Source organism: Klebsiella africana (assembly GCF_020526085.1).
Taxonomy (GTDB): Bacteria; Pseudomonadota; Gammaproteobacteria; order Enterobacterales; family Enterobacteriaceae; genus Klebsiella; species Klebsiella africana.
Genome location: NZ_CP084874.1, coordinates 5,031,327 through 5,048,934, shown reverse-complemented (window position 1 = coordinate 5,048,934; position 17,608 = coordinate 5,031,327). Strand labels below are relative to the sequence as shown.

The 17,608-nt window shown below is 58.2% G+C and carries 15 protein-coding genes and 4 tRNA genes; 15 read left to right on the top strand and 4 right to left on the bottom strand.

Features of this window, described 5'->3' with window-relative positions:
• Positions 1 to 54: 54 nt before the first annotated feature.
• The 15 genes from wecB to LGL98_RS24165 all read left to right on the top strand — a co-directional run bounded on the left by wecB (position 55) and on the right by LGL98_RS24165 (position 12,745).
• Positions 55 to 1,185 (top strand): non-hydrolyzing UDP-N-acetylglucosamine 2-epimerase, encoded by a 1,131-nt coding sequence (gene wecB, locus LGL98_RS24235; protein WP_136031904.1) that lies wholly within the window; start codon positions 55 to 57, stop codon positions 1,183 to 1,185.
• On the top strand, positions 1,182 to 2,444 hold the full coding sequence (gene wecC / locus LGL98_RS24230) for a UDP-N-acetyl-D-mannosamine dehydrogenase (protein ID WP_136031902.1): 1,263 nt from the start codon (positions 1,182 to 1,184) through the stop codon (positions 2,442 to 2,444). Before wecB ends, wecC begins: the two co-directional genes overlap by 4 nt.
• Positions 2,441 to 3,508: a dTDP-glucose 4,6-dehydratase gene (gene rffG / locus LGL98_RS24225; protein ID WP_136031900.1), complete on the top strand. Its 1,068-nt coding sequence runs from the start codon at positions 2,441 to 2,443 to the stop codon at positions 3,506 to 3,508. The genes wecC and rffG overlap by 4 nt, the downstream gene beginning before the upstream one ends.
• A gap of 18 nt (positions 3,509 to 3,526) precedes the next feature.
• Positions 3,527 to 4,408 (top strand): glucose-1-phosphate thymidylyltransferase RfbA, encoded by an 882-nt coding sequence (gene rfbA / locus LGL98_RS24220; protein ID WP_002883307.1) that lies wholly within the window; start codon positions 3,527 to 3,529, stop codon positions 4,406 to 4,408.
• A complete protein-coding gene (rffC, locus tag LGL98_RS24215) occupies positions 4,386 to 5,060 on the top strand; it encodes a dTDP-4-amino-4,6-dideoxy-D-galactose acyltransferase (RefSeq protein ID WP_136031921.1) in 675 nt (224 codons plus the stop codon). The genes rfbA and rffC overlap by 23 nt, the downstream gene beginning before the upstream one ends.
• A 4-nt stretch (positions 5,061 to 5,064) precedes the next feature.
• Positions 5,065 to 6,195, top strand: coding sequence for a dTDP-4-amino-4,6-dideoxygalactose transaminase (rffA, locus tag LGL98_RS24210; RefSeq protein ID WP_136031898.1), 1,131 nt, complete (start codon positions 5,065 to 5,067; stop codon positions 6,193 to 6,195).
• Between the two features lies 1 nt (position 6,196).
• Positions 6,197 to 7,447, top strand: coding sequence for a lipid III flippase WzxE (gene wzxE, locus LGL98_RS24205; RefSeq protein WP_136031896.1), 1,251 nt, complete (start codon positions 6,197 to 6,199; stop codon positions 7,445 to 7,447).
• Positions 7,444 to 8,520 carry a TDP-N-acetylfucosamine:lipid II N-acetylfucosaminyltransferase gene (locus LGL98_RS24200; RefSeq protein WP_136031894.1) on the top strand — a complete coding sequence of 359 codons (1,077 nt, stop codon included), beginning with the start codon at positions 7,444 to 7,446 and terminating at the stop codon, positions 8,518 to 8,520. The genes wzxE and LGL98_RS24200 overlap by 4 nt, the downstream gene beginning before the upstream one ends.
• Entirely contained in the window at positions 8,517 to 9,863 is a 1,347-nt protein-coding gene (gene wzyE, locus LGL98_RS24195; protein ID WP_136031892.1) for an ECA oligosaccharide polymerase, read from the top strand. Before LGL98_RS24200 ends, wzyE begins: the two co-directional genes overlap by 4 nt.
• A gap of 11 nt (positions 9,864 to 9,874) precedes the next feature.
• Complete coding sequence (wecG, locus tag LGL98_RS24190; RefSeq protein WP_136031890.1) at positions 9,875 to 10,615, top strand: lipopolysaccharide N-acetylmannosaminouronosyltransferase; 741 nt, start codon at positions 9,875 to 9,877, stop codon at positions 10,613 to 10,615.
• Between the two features lie 205 nt (positions 10,616 to 10,820).
• Entirely contained in the window at positions 10,821 to 12,206 is a 1,386-nt protein-coding gene (gene thrP / locus LGL98_RS24185) for a bifunctional threonine/serine APC transporter ThrP (protein WP_136031888.1), read from the top strand.
• Between the two features lie 102 nt (positions 12,207 to 12,308).
• Positions 12,309 to 12,385: transfer RNA gene (locus tag LGL98_RS24180), tRNA-Arg, on the top strand.
• A 55-nt stretch (positions 12,386 to 12,440) separates the two neighbouring features.
• A tRNA-His gene (locus LGL98_RS24175) sits at positions 12,441 to 12,516 on the top strand.
• Positions 12,517 to 12,539: 23 nt separating this feature from the next.
• Positions 12,540 to 12,626: transfer RNA gene (locus LGL98_RS24170), tRNA-Leu, on the top strand.
• A gap of 42 nt (positions 12,627 to 12,668) precedes the next feature.
• Positions 12,669 to 12,745, top strand: a tRNA-Pro gene (locus tag LGL98_RS24165).
• A 460-nt stretch (positions 12,746 to 13,205) separates the two neighbouring features.
• Here LGL98_RS24165 and hemY read toward each other — a convergent pair.
• The 4 genes from hemY to hemC are packed head-to-tail and all read right to left on the bottom strand — an operon-like array spanning position 13,206 to position 17,287.
• Positions 13,206 to 14,402, bottom strand: a complete 1,197-nt coding sequence (gene hemY / locus LGL98_RS24160; protein ID WP_025711227.1) for a protoheme IX biogenesis protein HemY — start codon at positions 14,400 to 14,402, stop codon at positions 13,206 to 13,208.
• A gap of 3 nt (positions 14,403 to 14,405) precedes the next feature.
• On the bottom strand, positions 14,406 to 15,587 hold the full coding sequence (gene hemX / locus LGL98_RS24155; protein ID WP_136031886.1) for a uroporphyrinogen-III C-methyltransferase: 1,182 nt from the start codon (positions 15,585 to 15,587) through the stop codon (positions 14,406 to 14,408).
• 21 nt (positions 15,588 to 15,608) lie between these two features.
• Positions 15,609 to 16,349: a uroporphyrinogen-III synthase gene (gene hemD / locus LGL98_RS24150; RefSeq protein ID WP_136031885.1), complete on the bottom strand. Its 741-nt coding sequence runs from the start codon at positions 16,347 to 16,349 to the stop codon at positions 15,609 to 15,611.
• On the bottom strand, positions 16,346 to 17,287 hold the full coding sequence (hemC, locus tag LGL98_RS24145; protein WP_136031883.1) for a hydroxymethylbilane synthase: 942 nt from the start codon (positions 17,285 to 17,287) through the stop codon (positions 16,346 to 16,348). The genes hemD and hemC overlap by 4 nt, the downstream gene beginning before the upstream one ends.
• Positions 17,288 to 17,608: the final 321 nt, after the last annotated feature.

The window sequence follows — 17,608 nt, the reverse complement described above, 5'->3', positions numbered from 1 at the left end:
GCGGCCTGTGGTGAAGGGCAGATGACCTTCATTGCCTAATCGAAGAGAATCGATGTGAAAGTACTAACTGTATTTGGCACGAGGCCGGAAGCCATCAAGATGGCGCCTCTGGTCCATGCGCTGGCAAAGGATCCTCATTTTGAGGCGAAAGTATGCGTGACTGCGCAGCATCGGGAGATGCTCGATCAGGTGTTGAAATTATTCTCAATCGCCCCGGACTACGATCTCAACATCATGAAGCCGGGGCAGGGGCTGACTGAGATCACCTGCCGTATCCTTGAGGGGCTGAAGCCGGTGCTGGAGTCGTTTAAACCCGACGTGGTGCTGGTGCATGGCGATACCACGACCACCATGGCGGCGAGCCTGGCGGCATTTTACCAGCGGATACCGGTGGGGCACGTAGAGGCCGGCCTGCGCACCGGCGATTTAAGTTCGCCTTGGCCGGAAGAGGGCAACCGTACGTTGACCGGCCATCTGGCGACATACCATTTCGCCCCCACGGAAACCTCGCGGCAGAACCTGCTGCGGGAAAATATTGCCGACAGCCGCATCACGGTTACCGGGAATACGGTCATTGACGCCCTGTTCTGGGTGCGGGATCGGGTGCGGGGTGATGAAGCGCTACGGGAGACCCTGCTGCAGCGCTATCCTTTCATCAGCCACGGTAAAAAGATGATTCTGGTTACCGGCCACCGGCGGGAAAGCTTTGGGCTCGGTTTTGAACAGATCTGCCAGGCGCTGGCGGAGATAGCCCATACCCACCCTGAGGTGCAGATTGTCTATCCGGTTCACCTGAATCCTAACGTCAGCGAGCCGGTGAATCGTATTCTTGGTCATATTGACAATGTGATGTTGATTGAGCCGCAGGATTACCTGCCGTTCGTCTGGCTGATGGATCGCGCCTGGCTGATCCTGACCGATTCTGGCGGCATTCAGGAAGAGGCCCCTTCTCTCGGGAAACCGGTACTGGTCATGCGCGATATGACCGAACGTCCGGAAGCAGTGGCCGCTGGCACGGTGTGTCTGGTCGGCACCGACAGCCAGCGCATCGTGGCGGAAGTCACGCGCCTGCTGGAGGATGATGCCGCATACCAGGCGATGAGCCGCGCGCATAATCCCTATGGCGATGGCGAAGCATGTCGTCGCATTTTGTCTGCACTTAAAAATAATCAGGTAACGTTATGAGTTTTTCTACCATTTCAGTGATTGGCCTTGGCTATATCGGGCTGCCAACCGCTGCCGCGTTCGCCTCCCGGCAAAAGCGGGTGGTCGGCGTTGATGTTAATCAACATGCCGTGGAGACCATTAACCGTGGAGAGATTCATATCGTGGAGCCGGATCTGGCGAGCGTGGTGAAAACCGCGGTCGAGCAGGGGTATTTAAGCGCCACCACCACCCCGGTGGCGGCGGATGCTTACCTGATTGCCGTGCCGACGCCGTTTAAAGATCGCCACGAGCCGGATATGGTGTTTGTCGAGTCGGCCGCCAAATCCATTGCGCCGACGTTAAAGAAAGGCTCGCTGGTGATCCTCGAGTCCACCTCGCCGGTCGGTTCCACCGAACAGATGGCCGAGTGGCTGGCGGAGATGCGCCCGGATCTTAGCTTCCCTCAGCAGGTGGGCGACGCCGCGGACGTGAATATCGCCTACTGCCCGGAGCGGGTATTGCCCGGTCAGGTGATGGTCGAGCTGATTAAAAACGACCGCGTTATCGGCGGCATGTCGCCGGTCTGCTCCGCTCGCGCCAGCGAGCTGTATAAAATTTTCCTCGAAGGTGAATGCGTGGTGACCAACTCGCGCACCGCCGAGATGTGCAAGCTGACGGAAAACAGCTTCCGCGACGTCAACATCGCCTTCGCTAACGAACTGTCGCTGATTTGCGCCGACCAGGGGATTAACGTCTGGGAACTGATCCGCCTGGCAAACCGCCATCCACGGGTCAATATCCTGCAGCCGGGCCCGGGTGTCGGCGGCCACTGCATTGCTGTCGATCCGTGGTTTATCGTGGCGCAAAACCCGCAGCAGGCGCGTCTGATCCGCACCGCTCGCGAGGTCAACGACCACAAGCCGGAATGGGTTATCGAACAGGTGAAAGCCCAGGTCGCGGACTGCCTGAATGCCACCAACAAACGGGCCAGCGAACTGACGATCGCCTGTTTTGGCCTCGCCTTTAAGCCGAATATTGACGACCTGCGCGAAAGCCCGGCGATGGAAATTGCCGCGCAGATTGCCCGCTGGCACAGCGGCACGACCCAGGTGGTTGAGCCCAACATTCACGTGCTGCCGAAGAAACTCGACGGTCTGTGTACGCTGGCGACCCTTGAGGCGGCGCTGGCTAGCGCCGATGTGCTGGTGATGTTGGTCGATCATAACCAATTTAAAGCCGTTAGCGGCGATAGCGTTACCCAGGCGTTTATCGTCGACACTAAAGGAGTGTGGCGGTGAGAACCATTCTGGTCACCGGCGGCGCGGGCTTCATTGGTTCGGCGGTGGTGCGGGAGATTATCCAGCACACCGCCAATCGCGTGGTGGTGGTGGATAAACTGACCTATGCCGGCAATTTAATGTCGCTGGCGCCAGTGGCGCAGGATGCGCGTTTCGCCTTTGAACAGGTAGATATCTGCGACCGCCGCGAGCTGGACCGTATTTTCCGTCAGCATCAACCGGATACGGTGATGCACCTGGCGGCGGAAAGCCATGTCGATCGTTCGATTGACGGCCCGGCGGCGTTTATCGAGACCAATATCGTAGGCACCTATACGCTGCTGGAGGCGGCCCGCAGCTGGTGGAATACCCTGGCTACGGCGCAAAAATCGGCGTTTCGTTTTCATCATATCTCGACCGACGAAGTGTATGGCGATCTGCACGGCAGCGATGATTTCTTTACCGAGACCACGCCCTATGCGCCAAGCAGCCCCTATTCAGCCTCGAAAGCCAGCAGCGACCACCTGGTGCGCGCCTGGCTGCGGACCTATGGCCTGCCGACGCTTATCACCAACTGCTCCAATAACTACGGCCCGTATCACTTCCCCGAGAAGCTGATCCCGCTGACGATCCTCAACGCGCTGGCGGGCAAGCCGCTGCCGGTGTATGGCAATGGGCAGCAGATCCGCGACTGGCTATATGTGGAAGATCATGCCAGGGCGCTGTATCTGGTGGCCACCCGCGGCGAACCGGGCGAAACTTATAATATCGGCGGTCATAACGAACGTAAAAACATCGAGGTGGTGGAAACCATTTGTCAGCTGCTGGAAGAGCTGGCGCCGCATAAACCGCAGGGCGTGGCGCACTATCGCGATCTGATCACCTTCGTTGCCGACCGTCCGGGCCACGATCTGCGCTATGCCATTGATGCCTCTAAGATTGCCCGCGAGCTGGGCTGGACGCCGGCAGAGACCTTTACCTCCGGTATGCGTAAGACCGTGGCGTGGTATCTGGCGAATGAGACATGGTGGCGTCAGGTTCAGGACGGAAGCTATCAGGGCGAGCGTCTTGGGCTGCAAGGCTAATCATCTCTGGGGGGAATGATGAAAGGTATTATTCTGGCGGGTGGTTCCGGAACGCGACTGCATCCCATCACCCGCGGCGTATCGAAGCAGCTGTTGCCGATCTACGATAAGCCGATGATCTACTACCCGCTGTCGGTATTAATGCTGGCCGGGATCCGTGAGATCCTGATCATCACCACGCCGGACGATCTGCGCGATTTCCAGCGCCTGCTCGGCGATGGTTCAGAGTTTGGCATTGCGCTGCACTATGCCGTACAGCCGACGCCGGATGGTTTAGCCCAGGCGTTTATCATCGGCGAAGCCTTTCTTAACGGCGAACCGGCGTGCCTGGTGTTAGGCGACAATATCTTCTTCGGCCAGAGCTTTAGCCCGAAGCTGCGCAGCGTGGCTGCCCGTACGGAAGGAGCGACGATTTTTGGCTATCAGGTGATGGATCCTGAGCGCTTTGGCGTGGTGGAGTTTGATGATAACTTCCGCGCGCTGTCGCTGGAAGAGAAGCCGAAGCAGCCGAAGTCGAACTGGGCGGTCACTGGCCTCTATTTCTACGATGGCAAGGTGACGGAGTACGCCAAACGGGTCAAGCCGTCCGAGCGCGGCGAGCTGGAAATCACCTCCATCAACCAGATGTATCTTGAAGATGGCGCATTGACCGTCGAACTGCTCGGCCGTGGTTTTGCCTGGCTGGACACCGGCACCCACGATAGCCTGATCGAGGCCAGCATGTTCGTGCAGACGGTAGAGAAGCGTCAGGGCTTTAAAATCGCCTGTCTGGAAGAGATCGGCTGGCGCAACGGCTGGCTGGACGACGATGGCGTCAAACGCGCCGCGAAAAGGCTGGAAAAAACCGGCTACGGCCAATATCTGCTGGACCTGCTCCGTGCCCGTCCGCGCCAGTATTGATCCCCTGGAGTGGGAGAACCGCTTCTTTGCCGTGAACAGCGCGATCGTGCGCTTTGACGAGCACGCGCCGCGGCTGACGCCTGAGGCGCTGGCGGGGTGGTCGCGGGTGCAGGCGAAGATCGCCGCCAGCGACACCGTCCGGCTGGACGCGCTACAGCAGCTGGGTTTTCAGCTGGTGGAAGGTGAGGTCGATCTGACGCTACCGGTGGGCAACCCTGCTGATGCCGGCGCCGACGTCGCCGTGGAATCGGATATTGCGCCGCTGCGCGAGCAGGCGGCGCAGGCCTTTGCCATGAGCCGCTTTCGTGCGCCCTGGTACGCTGCCGATGCCAGCAGCCGCTTCTATGCCCAGTGGATAGAAAATGCGGTGCGCGGCACCTTCGATCATCAGTGCCTGATTTACCGCCATCCTGAGGGCGATATTCGCGCTTTTGTCTCCCTGCGCCAGCTCAGTGCCACCGAAGCGCGTATCGGCCTGCTGGCCGGGCGCGGCGCCGGGGCGCAGCTGATGCAGGCGGCGCGGTACTGGGCCGCTTCGCGCGGACTTTCTACACTGCGGGTGGCGACCCAGATGGGCAACACCGCCGCGCTTAAACGTTATATTCTCAGCGGTGCTAACGTGGAAAGCACCGCCTACTGGCTATACAGGTGACCCCATGATCCCATTTAACGCGCCGCCGGTGGTTGGAACCGAGCTTGATTACATGCAGTCTGCGATGAACAGCGGCAAGCTGTGCGGCGACGGCGGCTTTACGCGCCGCTGCCAGCAGTGGATGGAACAGCGATTTGGCACGGCAAAAGCCCTGCTGACCCCGTCCTGCACGGCTTCGCTGGAGATGGCCGCGCTGCTGCTGGATATCCAGCCGGGCGACGAAGTGATTATGCCCAGCTATACCTTTGTCTCCACCGCCAACGCCTTTGTGCTGCGCGGGGCGAAAATCGTCTTCGTTGATATCCGTCGCGATACGATGAATATCGATGAAACGCTTATCGAAGCCGCCATCACCGATAAAACCCGGGCGATTGTCCCGGTGCACTATGCCGGCGTAGCCTGCGAGATGGACACCATCATGGCCATCGCCGACAAATACAACCTGTTCGTGGTGGAAGACGCCGCGCAGGGGGTGATGTCTACCTACAAGGGGCGTGCGCTGGGTACTATCGGCCATATCGGCTGCTTCAGCTTCCATGAAACCAAAAACTACACCGCCGGCGGTGAGGGCGGGGCGACGCTTATCAACGATCGCACGCTGGTGGAACGCGCGGAGATCATTCGCGAAAAAGGCACCAACCGCAGCCAGTTCTTTCGCGGCCTGGTGGATAAATATACCTGGCGGGATATTGGCTCCAGCTATCTGATGTCCGACCTGCAGGCCGCTTATCTGTGGGCGCAGCTGGAAGCAGCGGAGCGCATCAACCAGCAGCGCCTGGCGCTGTGGCAGAACTACTACGATGCGCTGCTGCCGCTGGCGCGCGCCGGGCGTATCGAACTGCCGACGGTTCCGGCCGACTGTGGGCAAAACGCGCACATGTTCTACATTAAGCTGCGCGATATCGAGGATCGCAGCAAACTGATCGCCTGGCTGAAAGAGGCGGAGATCCTCGCGGTATTCCATTATATTCCGTTGCACAGCTGCCCGGCCGGCGAACACTTCGGCGAATTCCATGGTGAAGACCGCTACACCACTCAGGAGAGCGAGCGCCTGGTGCGTCTGCCGCTGTTTTATAATCTGTCTGTGGTGAACCAGCGGACGGTGATTAACTCGCTGCTGAGCTATTTCTCCTGATATGTCGTTAGCAAAAGCCTCATTGTGGACGGCGGCATCGACGCTGGTCAAAATCGGCGCCGGGCTGCTGGTTGTGAAGCTGCTGGCCGTCTCGTTTGGGCCGGCGGGTGTGGGCCAGGCCGGTAACTTCCGGCAACTGGTTACCGTGCTCGGCGTGCTGGCCGGGGCCGGGATATTTAACGGTGTCACGAAGCTGGTGGCTCAGCATCACGACGATCCCCCGCGCCTGAAGCAGGTGGTGGGCACCTCGTCGGCGATGGTGCTTGGCTTTTCCACGCTGCTGGCGCTGGTGTTTTTAGTCGCGGCGGCGCCGATAAGCCAGGGGCTGTTCGGCCATACGCACTATCAGGGTCTGGTACGGCTGGTGGCGCTGGTTCAGATGGGGATCGCCTGGGCGAACTTCCTGCTGGCGCTGATGAAAGGCTTTCGCGATGCGGCGGGTAACGCCTTCTCGCTGATTGCCGGGAGCCTGATTGGCGTCGCGGCCTATTATGCCTGTTACTACTTCGGTGGTTACCAGGGGGCGCTGTTGGGGCTGGCATTAGTGCCGGCGCTGGTGGTGATCCCGGCGGGCATTATGCTCTGGCGGCGGGGGAATATTCCGCTGAGCGCCCTGCGCCCGCGCTGGGATAACGGTCTGGCGGGACAGCTATCGAAATTTACCCTGATGGCGCTCATAACTTCGGTGACCCTGCCGGTAGCCTATGTGATGATGCGTAATCTGCTGGCGGCGCATTACGGCTGGGAGGCGGTCGGCATCTGGCAGGGGGTGAGCAGCATTTCCGATGCCTACCTGCAGTTTATTACCGCCTCGTTTAGCGTCTATCTCCTGCCGACGCTGTCGCGGCTGAGCGCCAAAACGGATATCACCCGCGAGATAGTCAAGTCGCTGAAATTCGTCCTGCCGGCAGTAGCGGCGGCGAGCCTGACGGTCTGGCTGCTGCGCGATTTTGCCATCTGGCTGCTGTTTTCCGATCGCTTTACCGCGATGCGTGATCTGTTCGCCTGGCAGCTGGTGGGCGACGTTTTAAAAGTAGGCGCCTACGTCTATGGCTATCTGGTGATCGCCAAAGCGTCGCTGCGTTTTTATATTCTGACGGAAATCAGCCAGTTCGCGCTGCTGACCGCATTCTCACACTGGCTTATACCGGCGCACGGCGCGGTTGGCGCGGCGCAGGCGTATATGGCCACTTATATTGTTTATTTCGCCCTTTGTAGTGGCGTGTTTTTACTCTGGCGTAAACGGGCATGACAGCACTGATACATGTACTGGGATCGGATATCCCGCATCATAACCAGACCGTACTGCGGTTCTTTAACGACGAACTGGCCGCCGATCCGCAGGCCAGGAGATTTATGGTCGTCGGTAATGAGGCCAGCGTGCGTGATGGATATCCGGCACTGGACATCACCTGCTATCCAGGAAAGAAAGCGCTGGCGCAGGCAGTGATTGCCACAGCGAAAGCCAACCGCCAGCAGCGCTTTTTCTTCCACGGCCAATTCAATACCGGGCTGTGGCTGGCGCTGTTGAGTGGCGGCATCCGCCCGTCGCAGTTTAACTGGCATATCTGGGGGGCGGATCTGTACGAAAACGCTACCAGCCTGAAATTTCGCCTGTTCTATCCGCTGCGCCGCCTGGCGCAGGGGCGGGTAGGGCGCGTTTTCGCCACCCGCGGCGATCTCAGCTGGTTCGCTAACCGCCATCCACGCGTCCCGGGCGAGCTGCTCTACTTCCCGACCCGTATGGATCCGGCGCTGAATACCCTGGCCGATAACGCTCCGCGCGGTGATACCCTGACTATTCTGGTCGGCAACTCCGGGGATCGCAGCAATGAACATATTGCCGCGCTGAAGGCAATCCATCAGCAGTTTGGCGATACGGTAAACGTGATCGTGCCGATGGGCTATCCAGCGAAAAACGACGCCTATATCAACGAGGTTCGCGAGGCGGGGGCGGCGCTGTTTAGCGGTGAGCATCTGCAGATCCTCAGCGAGAAGCTGGAGTTTCATGATTATCTGGCGCTGCTGCGCCGCTGCGATCTGGGCTATTTTCTGTTTGCCCGCCAGCAGGGGATCGGCACCCTGTGCCTGCTGATTCAGGCGGGCATCCCCTGCGTGCTCAATCGGGAAAACCCGTTCTGGCAGGATATGGCCGAGCAGCATGTGCCGGTGCTGTTCACCAGCGACGCGCTGGACGTCAGCGTGGTGCGCGAAGCGCAGCGTCAGCTGGCGAGCGTGGATAAATCCGCTATCGCTTTCTTCCGGCCGAACTATCTGACGGGCTGGCAGCGGGCGCTACGGTTAGCGGCGGAGGGGCAGGCATGACGTTAATGCAATTTAGCGGGCTGCTGGTGGTCTGGCTGCTGTCGACGCTGTTCATCGCCACCGCCACCTGGTTTGAGTTCCGTCGGGTACGCTTTAACTTCAACGTCTTTTTCTCGTTGCTGTTTCTGCTGACCTTTTTCTTCGGCTTCCCGCTGACCAGTATTCTGGTGTTCCGCTTTGACGTCAGCGTGGCGCCGCCGGAGATTTTGCTGCAGACGCTGCTGATCGCGGTGTGCTTCTACGCAGTCTACTACGTGACCTATAAAACACGGCTGCGTCCGGCATCGCGTGAGGTTGTGCATCGCCCGCTGTTTACCATGAACCGGGTGGAAACCCATCTGGCCTGGGGCATACTGATGGGGCTGGCGCTGCTGTGCGTCGGCATCTTCTTCGCCCACAACGGTTTCCTGCTGTTTAAGCTCAACTCCTATAGCCAGATCTTCTCTGCCGAAGTGTCTGGCGTGGCGTTGAAGCGCTTCTTCTACTTCTTTATTCCGGCGATGCTGGTGGTCTATTTCCTGCGCCAGGATTATAAGGCGTGGATCTTCTTCCTCGTCAGCACCGTGGCCTTTGGTCTGCTGACCTACGCCATCGTCGGCGGGACGCGCGCCAATATCATCATCGCCTTCGCCATCTTCCTGTTTATCGGCATTATTCGCGGCTGGATCAGCCTGTGGATGCTGGCGGCGGCGGGCGTGCTGGGTATCGTCGGCATGTTCTGGCTGGCGCTGAAGCGCTACGGAATGAACGTCAGCGGCGACGAAGCGTTTTATACCTTCCTGTATCTCACGCGCGATACCTTCTCACCGTGGGAAAACCTGGCGCTGCTGCTGCAGAACTACGACAAGATCGATTTCCAGGGTCTGGCGCCGATGATCCGCGACTTCTACGTCTTTATCCCCAGCTGGATGTGGCACGGTCGCCCGACGATGGTGCTCAATACCGCCAACTACTTCACCTGGGAAGTATTAAACAACCATTCGGGGCTGGCGATCTCGCCGACGCTGATTGGCTCGCTGGTGGTGATGGGCGGCGTCTGGTTTGTGCCGCTGGGCGCCGTGGCGGTCGGGTTGATTATTAAATGGTTCGACTGGCTGTATGAGCTGGGCAACCGGGAGAGCAATCGCTATAAAGCGGCTATCCTGCACAGTTTCTGTTTCGGCGCTATCTTCAACATGATAGTGCTGGCGCGCGAGGGACTGGATTCGTTCGGCTCACGCGTGGTGTTTTTCCTCGTGATCTTTGGTATCTGCTTGCTGGCGGCGAAACTGCTGTACTGGTTCCTGGATAGCGTGGGACTGATTCATAAGCGCGTAAAACCGCTTTCGCAACCGCAAGTCTGAGAAGGATGGACATGACTGGGACCATTTCCGCGCCGTTGTACCTGTTAAGAGGGCTGCAGCTCATAGGCTGGCGCGATATGCAGCACGCTCTGGATTATTTGTATGCCGACGGCGCTCTCCGGGAGGGAACGCTGGTGGCGATTAATGCCGAGAAAATGCTGGCCATAGAAGATAACCCGGAGGTGCGGGCGCTGATTGAGGCAGCAGAGTTTAAATATGCCGATGGCATCAGCGTGGTGCGTTCGCTGCGCAAAAAATACCCGCAGGCGCAGGTGTCCCGCGTGGCGGGGGCCGATCTCTGGGAAGCGCTCATGCAGCGCGCCGGCGCTGAAGGGACACCGGTGTTTTTGGTCGGCGGTAAACCTGAGGTCCTGGCGCAGACAGAATCCAGGCTGCGTCAGCGCTGGCAGGTGAACATCGTCGGTAGTCAGGACGGTTATTTCACCCCTGAGCAGCGCCAGGCGTTGTTCGAACGCATTCGCGACAGCGGGGCGAAAATCGTCACCGTCGCGATGGGGTCGCCGCGCCAGGAGATCTTCATGCGCGACTGCCGGCGCCTGTATCCGCACGCGCTGTATATGGGCGTCGGCGGCACTTACGATGTTTTTACCGGGCACGTCCATCGGGCGCCGAAGTTCTGGCAGGATCTGGGGCTGGAGTGGTTCTATCGCCTGCTTTTGCAGCCGAGCCGCATCAAGAGACAGTTCCGCCTACTGCGCTATTTACGTTGGCATTATTCCGGTAAGCTCTGATATTCCACTGCAACCAGGCGAGTTTGCATACATATTCTATGTAATCTCTTCACTCGCCTGATACTTTATTTGCCATTTCCGCAAAATTAATTAACCATTCGCAGGCTTCATACGCGCGGGGGAGACCTGCGCGTCGGCAAGGCTATGGTTTCAGTTAATAACAATAACCGGGAGTACCCGGAATACAGCAAACACAAGAGGATATATGACTGAGAAAAAAGCGGAGCTCCAGCGTGGACTGGAGGCCCGGCATATTGAACTGATCGCCCTTGGCGGGACGATTGGCGTGGGATTGTTTATGGGGGCGGCCAGTACCTTGAAGTGGGCTGGGCCTTCCGTGCTGCTGGCGTATATTATCGCCGGTTTATTTGTTTTCTTTATCATGCGTTCGATGGGCGAAATGTTGTTCCTCGAACCGGTAACCGGCTCGTTCGCTGTTTACGCGCACCGTTATATGAGCCCGTTCTTCGGCTATCTCACGGCCTGGTCCTATTGGTTTATGTGGATGGCGGTGGGCATCTCGGAGATTACCGCCATCGGGGTCTATGTGCAGTTCTGGTTCCCGGAGATGGCGCAGTGGATCCCGGCGTTAATTGCCGTGGGGCTGGTGGCGCTGGCTAACCTGGCGGCGGTCCGGCTGTACGGTGAAATCGAGTTCTGGTTCGCCATGATTAAAGTGACCACCATTATCGTGATGATCGTCGTAGGCCTGGGCGTCATTTTCTTCGGCTTTGGCAACGGCGGCCACTCCATTGGTTTTGGCAACCTGACCGAACATGGCGGTTTCTTTGCCGGCGGCTGGAAGGGCTTCCTGACGGCGCTGTGTATCGTGGTTGCGTCCTATCAAGGGGTGGAGCTCATCGGCATTACCGCAGGTGAAGCGAAAAATCCGCAGGTGACCCTGCGCAGCGCGGTGGGCAAAGTGCTGTGGCGGATCCTGATTTTCTACGTCGGCGCGATTTTCGTTATCGTCACTATCTTCCCGTGGGATCAAATCGGCTCCAACGGCAGCCCGTTCGTACTGACGTTTGCCAAAATCGGGATTACCGCGGCGGCGGGAATTATCAACTTCGTGGTGCTGACGGCGGCGCTTTCCGGCTGCAACAGCGGAATGTACAGCTGTGGACGTATGCTGTACGCCCTGGCGAAGAACCGCCAACTGCCGGCGGCGATCGGTAAGGTATCGCGCAACGGCGTTCCGGTCGTCGGCGTGGCGCTGTCGATTCTGATCCTGCTGGTGGGCTCCTGCCTGAATTACATCATTACTAATCCGCAGCGGGTGTTTGTCTATGTCTACAGCGCCAGCGTGTTGCCAGGGATGGTGCCATGGTTTGTGATCCTGATTAGTCAGTTACGTTTCCGTCGCGTTCACCGGGCGGCGATTGCCAGCCATCCGTTCCGTTCGCTGCTTTTTCCGTGGGCCAACTATTTCACGATGGCCTTCCTGATCTGCGTGCTGGTCGGGATGGGACTGAATGATGAAACCCGGATGTCGCTCTTTGTCGGCATTATTTTCCTGGCCGCCGTTACCCTGATTTATAAGCTGTTTGGCCTCGGGAGACAGGGACAAATCAATAATACGGCTGAATAAGCGTCAAAACGAACAAAGCATGAGCAAACGATAATTTTCTTTAAAAAGGCACTAGACAGCGGGGGAGGAAGTCCGTATTATCCGACCCCGCAACGGCGCTAAGCGCCCGTAGCTCAGCTGGATAGAGCGCTGCCCTCCGGAGGCAGAGGTCTCAGGTTCGAATCCTGTCGGGCGCACCATTAACCCGGTGCTGGAGCTGCGGTGGTTTTAATACCGCGTAAAAGGTTTGCAGTGGTGGCTATAGCTCAGTTGGTAGAGCCCTGGATTGTGATTCCAGTTGTCGTGGGTTCGAATCCCATTAGCCACCCCATTATTTGATAGAGTTGTGAATTTGCGAAGGTGGCGGAATTGGTAGACGCGCTAGCTTCAGGTGTTAGTGTTCTTACGGACGTGGGGGTTCAAGTCCCCCCCCTCGCACCACGACTTTAACGAATTGAACTAAAAATTCAAAAAGCAGTATTTCGGCGAGTAGCGCAGCTTGGTAGCGCAACTGGTTTGGGACCAGTGGGTCGGAGGTTCGAATCCTCTCTCGCCGACCAATTTTGAACCCCGCTTCGGCGGGGTTTTTTGTTTTCTGCCGTTTCCTGTCATTCCTTATTCCCCTGATCTTGCTAATAAAAAATCTTCGACGCGCATAAGAATATGGGTCAGGAAAACTCTCAATTCATCACTGTGGTAGATGCAATTCCCCGGGATCCTGTGCGATAATAACTGGGTAGATGCTCATTCCATCTCTTATGTTCGCCTTCGTGCCTCATAAACTCCGGAATGATGCAGAGCCGTTCTTACGGTGCTTATCGTCCACTGACAGATGTCGCATTTATGCCTCATCAAACACCATGGACATTACGTTGAGTGAAGCACCCAATTTGTTGTCAAACAGACCTGTTTTAACGCCTGCCCTGATTTCAGCGCAGGCGTTTTTTTCTTTCAGGGATCCGTCAATGCGAAGGGGGGGAGAAGGGCTATCGCCCCACAAGAGGCGATAGCAAAGGCAGGTTATTGCAGAGGGTTCTTCTGCAGCGTTAGCAGCAGACCATCGCGGCGCATCGTAGCGGCTTCCTCTGGCTGATGCAGGCGGTCAAGGGCATCGGCTAACCAGGCGTAATCAAAGGCATCCGGACGCTGCTTAAGCGCGGCGCGGAAGGCGATGCTGGCCTCCTGCCATTCGCCGTGTCGCATCAGCGACTGGCCCAGGGTGCTCCACAGTAGCGGACGGTCGCCAACGGCTTTGATTTGCTGGCGCAGCACTTTCTCCAGCTGTTCCGGGTTATTGGTCTTCAGACGCGGGATCGGCATCACCAGACGGTCATCATACTGTTTCTTCAGACCATCAATGATAATTTGCTGTGCGGTATCGTGATCGTCGCTCTCGATGAGGCGCTCGGCCATCGCTACCTGCAGCGGCACCAGCGCCCGCGTTTTACGGCTCTGGTTGCGCCACCATTCGCGCAGCCCTTCACTGCCGCCGTCGGCCAGCGCTTTATCCATCAGGCCAACCCATGCCAGCTGTTCCAGCGCAGCGCGATGCTCTTCATCGCCGACGTTAGCTTTCGCCATCGACGGAATGATGTCCAGCAGCGACTGCCAGGCGCCGGTGCGGGTGTATGCCTGTTCGGCGAGGCGCAGCACTTCCGGATGACGCGGGGTAATTTCCAGCAGCTTATCGATGCCATGGCGCGCGGCGTGATTTTCATTACGTGCCAGCTGCAGGCGAACGCGGGTGATTTCCACCGGGATCAGGTCATCGCCCGCCAGCTCGGTGGCGCGCTCCAGATGCTGGTTGGCCCGCGCTTCATCGCCGCGCTGCTGGGCCGCTTCCGCCGCCAGCAGATAGTTCACCACCGGCTGTTCGGCGTGATCGGCATTTTTCGCCATCAGCTTCTCAACCTGCTGGTAATCACCTTCCGCCAGTTTGAGCAGCGCCTGCTCGGTTTGCTTACGCGCGCGACGGCGTTTACGGCCGACAAACCAGCCGCGCGTATGCGCCCCGGTGCGGAAAATGCGGCGCAGCAGCCATTCAATGGCGAAAAGCACCACCATGGCGAGGATCAGGATGATCACCAGCCCGGTCACGCTGGTCTCGATATTGTAATTATCGGTCTGGATCAGGACGTAGCCCTGATGCCCGGCGATCATCGGGCCAAGCACGATCCCGGCGATCAACAGTGCGAAGAGTAAAAGAATTTTCAGCATGCGTTACTCTCCTTGCGGCGCAGCAGGGGCGGCCGGTGCAGCAGGGGCTGGTGAGGGCGCACTGCTCGCGGAGACGGCAGGCTGTGCCATCAGGTTACGCACCCGGGTCTGCATCAGTTTTTCCAGCAACGCCTGGCTCTGCAGCGTCTCTGGCACCGTCATGGTAATACTTTGCTGACTGAGCTTATCCACCTCGTCGAGGAAGGCTTTGGTGGTGGCATCATCGGTATCGTAATAGGCGCGTACCCAGGTCGAGACGTTATCCAGCGACTGTTTCCAGGTCTCTTCCTGATGGCGCGGCACTGCCTGCGCGGCGACCAGCAGGCGAGAGCGAATATTTTCCCGCAGGTAGATATCCTGATTTGGCGCCAGCAGCGGGACCGCTGTTTCATCGCGGCGGCGCACGGTGATAAAGTTGTCCATAAAATTCTGCCAGCTTTTCTGCAAATTGACGCGCCATTCGCTGATAGAGCTGGAGAGCTCGTCGCTATCAGAGTCCATCGGCGAATCGTCATCGTTATTATCGGCCAGCCGCAGGTTGTCGATTTGGTTTGCCAGCTGATTCACCTTGAGGATCATACCGTCGTAGTCCACCTGGCTTACTGCTGAGAGGGTGGCGATGTCGTCGGTGATCGCCCGGCGGGCGCCGATGAGGCTCGGGTCGTTCATGTCGGCGAGGCTGGCGTCGGCGCTTTTCAGCAGCGCGGCGGCGGTGGTGACATCCTGATCGCTCCAAAGCTTACGTCCCGCCAGTTTGACGAGAAAATCGGCCTGGGCCAGTAGCCAGGTTTTGGCATCGCTACCGGAAATCACCGCCACTTTTTGCTGCAGCTCATCCAGCTGTTTGGCCAGCGTCTCCTGCTGGTGTTTGGCTTCGTTTAGCTGGTCGGCCTGCTGTTTGATAATACCTTCCAGTTCACTTTTTTGATTTTCCTGCGCTTTTTGCAGCGCCGCGACCTGGCTTGATAATTCAGAGGTGGTTTCGTTTTGCCGCGTGGCCTGCTGTTTGTTCAGGCCATACAGGCCGATGCCGGCGGCTATCGCGATGGCGATAGCGATCGCGCTGAGCGCCAGGCTGGTTTTATTGCCTGCCTTCTTCTTCTCAGTGTTCTCTGGCTGTGGTGTGGTATCCACGGCCTCCCTGGTCTCTTCAACCACGGCGGATTGATTTTGTTGTTCCGTCATTATGGCTTCCAATGTTGAGAGTTATTGTAATGCGCGTAGCAGCGCATCGTTGTCGGCGCTATCGGCAACCTGAATCGCCTGCCAGCCCAGTTCCCGGGCCTGAAGGGCCAGACGTTCACTGACAACGATAACGCGGCAGTGCAGGAGCCATTGTTCGCGATACCATTGCGGTATTAACGACCACAGCTGCTGCAGCATCTCGCCGCTGGTGACCACCAGCGTGGTGACCCCGCGAGATTGCCAGCGCATCGCTTCTTCTGCGCCATCGTAATGTTTTGCACTACGTTGATAACATTCACAAAATGTGACCCTGGCGCCGCGCTCGGTCAGCGTCGCGCCTAAGAGTTCCCGCCCACCATTGCCGCGTAAGATCAGCGCATTTTTTCCGGCAATGTTTTGTAATTCAGGTAATTGTAGCAAGACTTCGCTAATTTCCCGATCTAACGGGTAACGGATATGCTGCCCGCTGACCGTATGCAGGGCCAGCGCCGTCGTGCGGCCAATGGCAAAATAGTGCGGAGAAGTGGGCCAGAGCAGGCCCTGCTGCTGCAGACGGGCATGGGCGAATTCCACCGCATGTTGGGATAGCGCAAACAGCAGATCCTCGGACCCCAGATGGGCAAGATGGTCGCTCAGCGCGGGAAGCTCCCGCCCGGGGGTAAATTCTATCAGCGGAAAGCTCCAGGCCACGCGTCCCAGCGCGCGCAGGCGGCTGACTAACTCTTCACCTTGCGGTAGCGGACGGGTGACCAGGATGCTCATCGCGGGGCTTCTCCATCATAAACCGCCGCGAGGATGTCGCGGGCGCCGTTATCCAGAAGCTCTTCCGCCAGCGAGATGCCGAGGGCTTCCGCCTGTTCCGCTGGCCCGCGTCGTTCGCCGCGCACCAGCTGTGAACCATCCGGAGCGCCAACCAGCGCCCGCAGCCACAGTTCCCCGTCCTTCAGTTCCGCATAGCTGCCGATCGGCACCTGGCAGCCGCCTTCAAGGCGGGTATTCATCGCCCGCTCAGCGCGCACGCGTACCGCGGTTTCCGCATGATTGAGGGGCGCTAACAGCGCCTGGGTCCATGCATCATCAAGACGGCATTCTATACCTACCGCACCCTGGCCGACGGCCGGCAGGGATTGCTCGGGCGACAGCGGCTGGCGAATACGCGCTTCCAGTTTCAGGCGCTTCAACCCGGCGGCAGCAAGGATAATGGCGTCATACTCGCCGTTATCCAGCTTACTCAGCCGGGTACCGACGTTACCGCGCAGAGAGCGGATCACCAGGTCCGGACGGGTAGCGGCCAGCTGACACTGACGGCGTAAACTTGACGTGCCAACGACGCTGCCGGCCGGCAGCTCATCAATCGAGGCATAGTGATTGGAGACAAACGCGTCGCGCGGATCGTCGCGCTCGCAGATGGTGACCAACCCCAGGCCCTCCGGGAATTCCACGGGCACATCTTTCATCGAATGGACGGCGATATCGGCCCGCCCTTCGAGCATGGCGAGCTCTAACTCTTTTACAAATAAGCCCTTGCCGCCCACCTTTGCCAGGGGCGTATCAAGGATGACATCCCCGCGCGTGACCATCGGCACTAACTCGACGTTCAGTCCAGGATGCGCTTGTTCCAGGCGTGCTTTAACATACTGCGCCTGCCATAGCGCAAGCGGGCTTTGCCGTGTGGCAATTTTCAAAACTTTGTCTAACATGCTTGTTACCGTCATTATCGACCACTATCCATCCTAACATTGTTGTCTTACGGATGTTAGTTTTCACGGTTTATGTGGGAGATGGCTCCGGCCTACTCTTTTTTAACCTTTCATGCGCGAGGCGGTTGCCGGAGGCGTAGTGAGGAATTTACAGGCAATAAACGGTGCTACACTTGTATGTAGCGCATCTTTCTTTACGGTCAATGAGCAAGGTGTTAAATTGATCACGTTTTAAACCATTTGTCCGTCCGCTGCTCATCACAACCACACCGACGACGAATGGTGACGGTTTTTGTTGAAATACTGAAATCCTCCGTACTA

Coding starts and splice junctions, on each gene's coding strand:
- wecC (WP_136031902.1), top strand. CDS start 1,182: ATGAGTTTTTCTACCATTTCAGTGATTGGCCTTGGCTATATCGGGCTG.
- rfbA (WP_002883307.1), top strand. CDS start 3,527: ATGAAAGGTATTATTCTGGCGGGTGGTTCCGGAACGCGACTGCATCCC.
- rffA (WP_136031898.1), top strand. CDS start 5,065: ATGATCCCATTTAACGCGCCGCCGGTGGTTGGAACCGAGCTTGATTAC.
- wzxE (WP_136031896.1), top strand. CDS start 6,197: ATGTCGTTAGCAAAAGCCTCATTGTGGACGGCGGCATCGACGCTGGTC.
- LGL98_RS24200 (WP_136031894.1), top strand. CDS start 7,444: ATGACAGCACTGATACATGTACTGGGATCGGATATCCCGCATCATAAC.
- wzyE (WP_136031892.1), top strand. CDS start 8,517: ATGACGTTAATGCAATTTAGCGGGCTGCTGGTGGTCTGGCTGCTGTCG.
- wecG (WP_136031890.1), top strand. CDS start 9,875: ATGACTGGGACCATTTCCGCGCCGTTGTACCTGTTAAGAGGGCTGCAG.
- thrP (WP_136031888.1), top strand. CDS start 10,821: ATGACTGAGAAAAAAGCGGAGCTCCAGCGTGGACTGGAGGCCCGGCAT.
- hemY (WP_025711227.1), bottom strand. CDS start 14,402: ATGCTGAAAATTCTTTTACTCTTCGCACTGTTGATCGCCGGGATCGTG.
- hemX (WP_136031886.1), bottom strand. CDS start 15,587: ATGACGGAACAACAAAATCAATCCGCCGTGGTTGAAGAGACCAGGGAG.
- hemD (WP_136031885.1), bottom strand. CDS start 16,349: ATGAGCATCCTGGTCACCCGTCCGCTACCGCAAGGTGAAGAGTTAGTC.
- hemC (WP_136031883.1), bottom strand. CDS start 17,287: ATGTTAGACAAAGTTTTGAAAATTGCCACACGGCAAAGCCCGCTTGCG.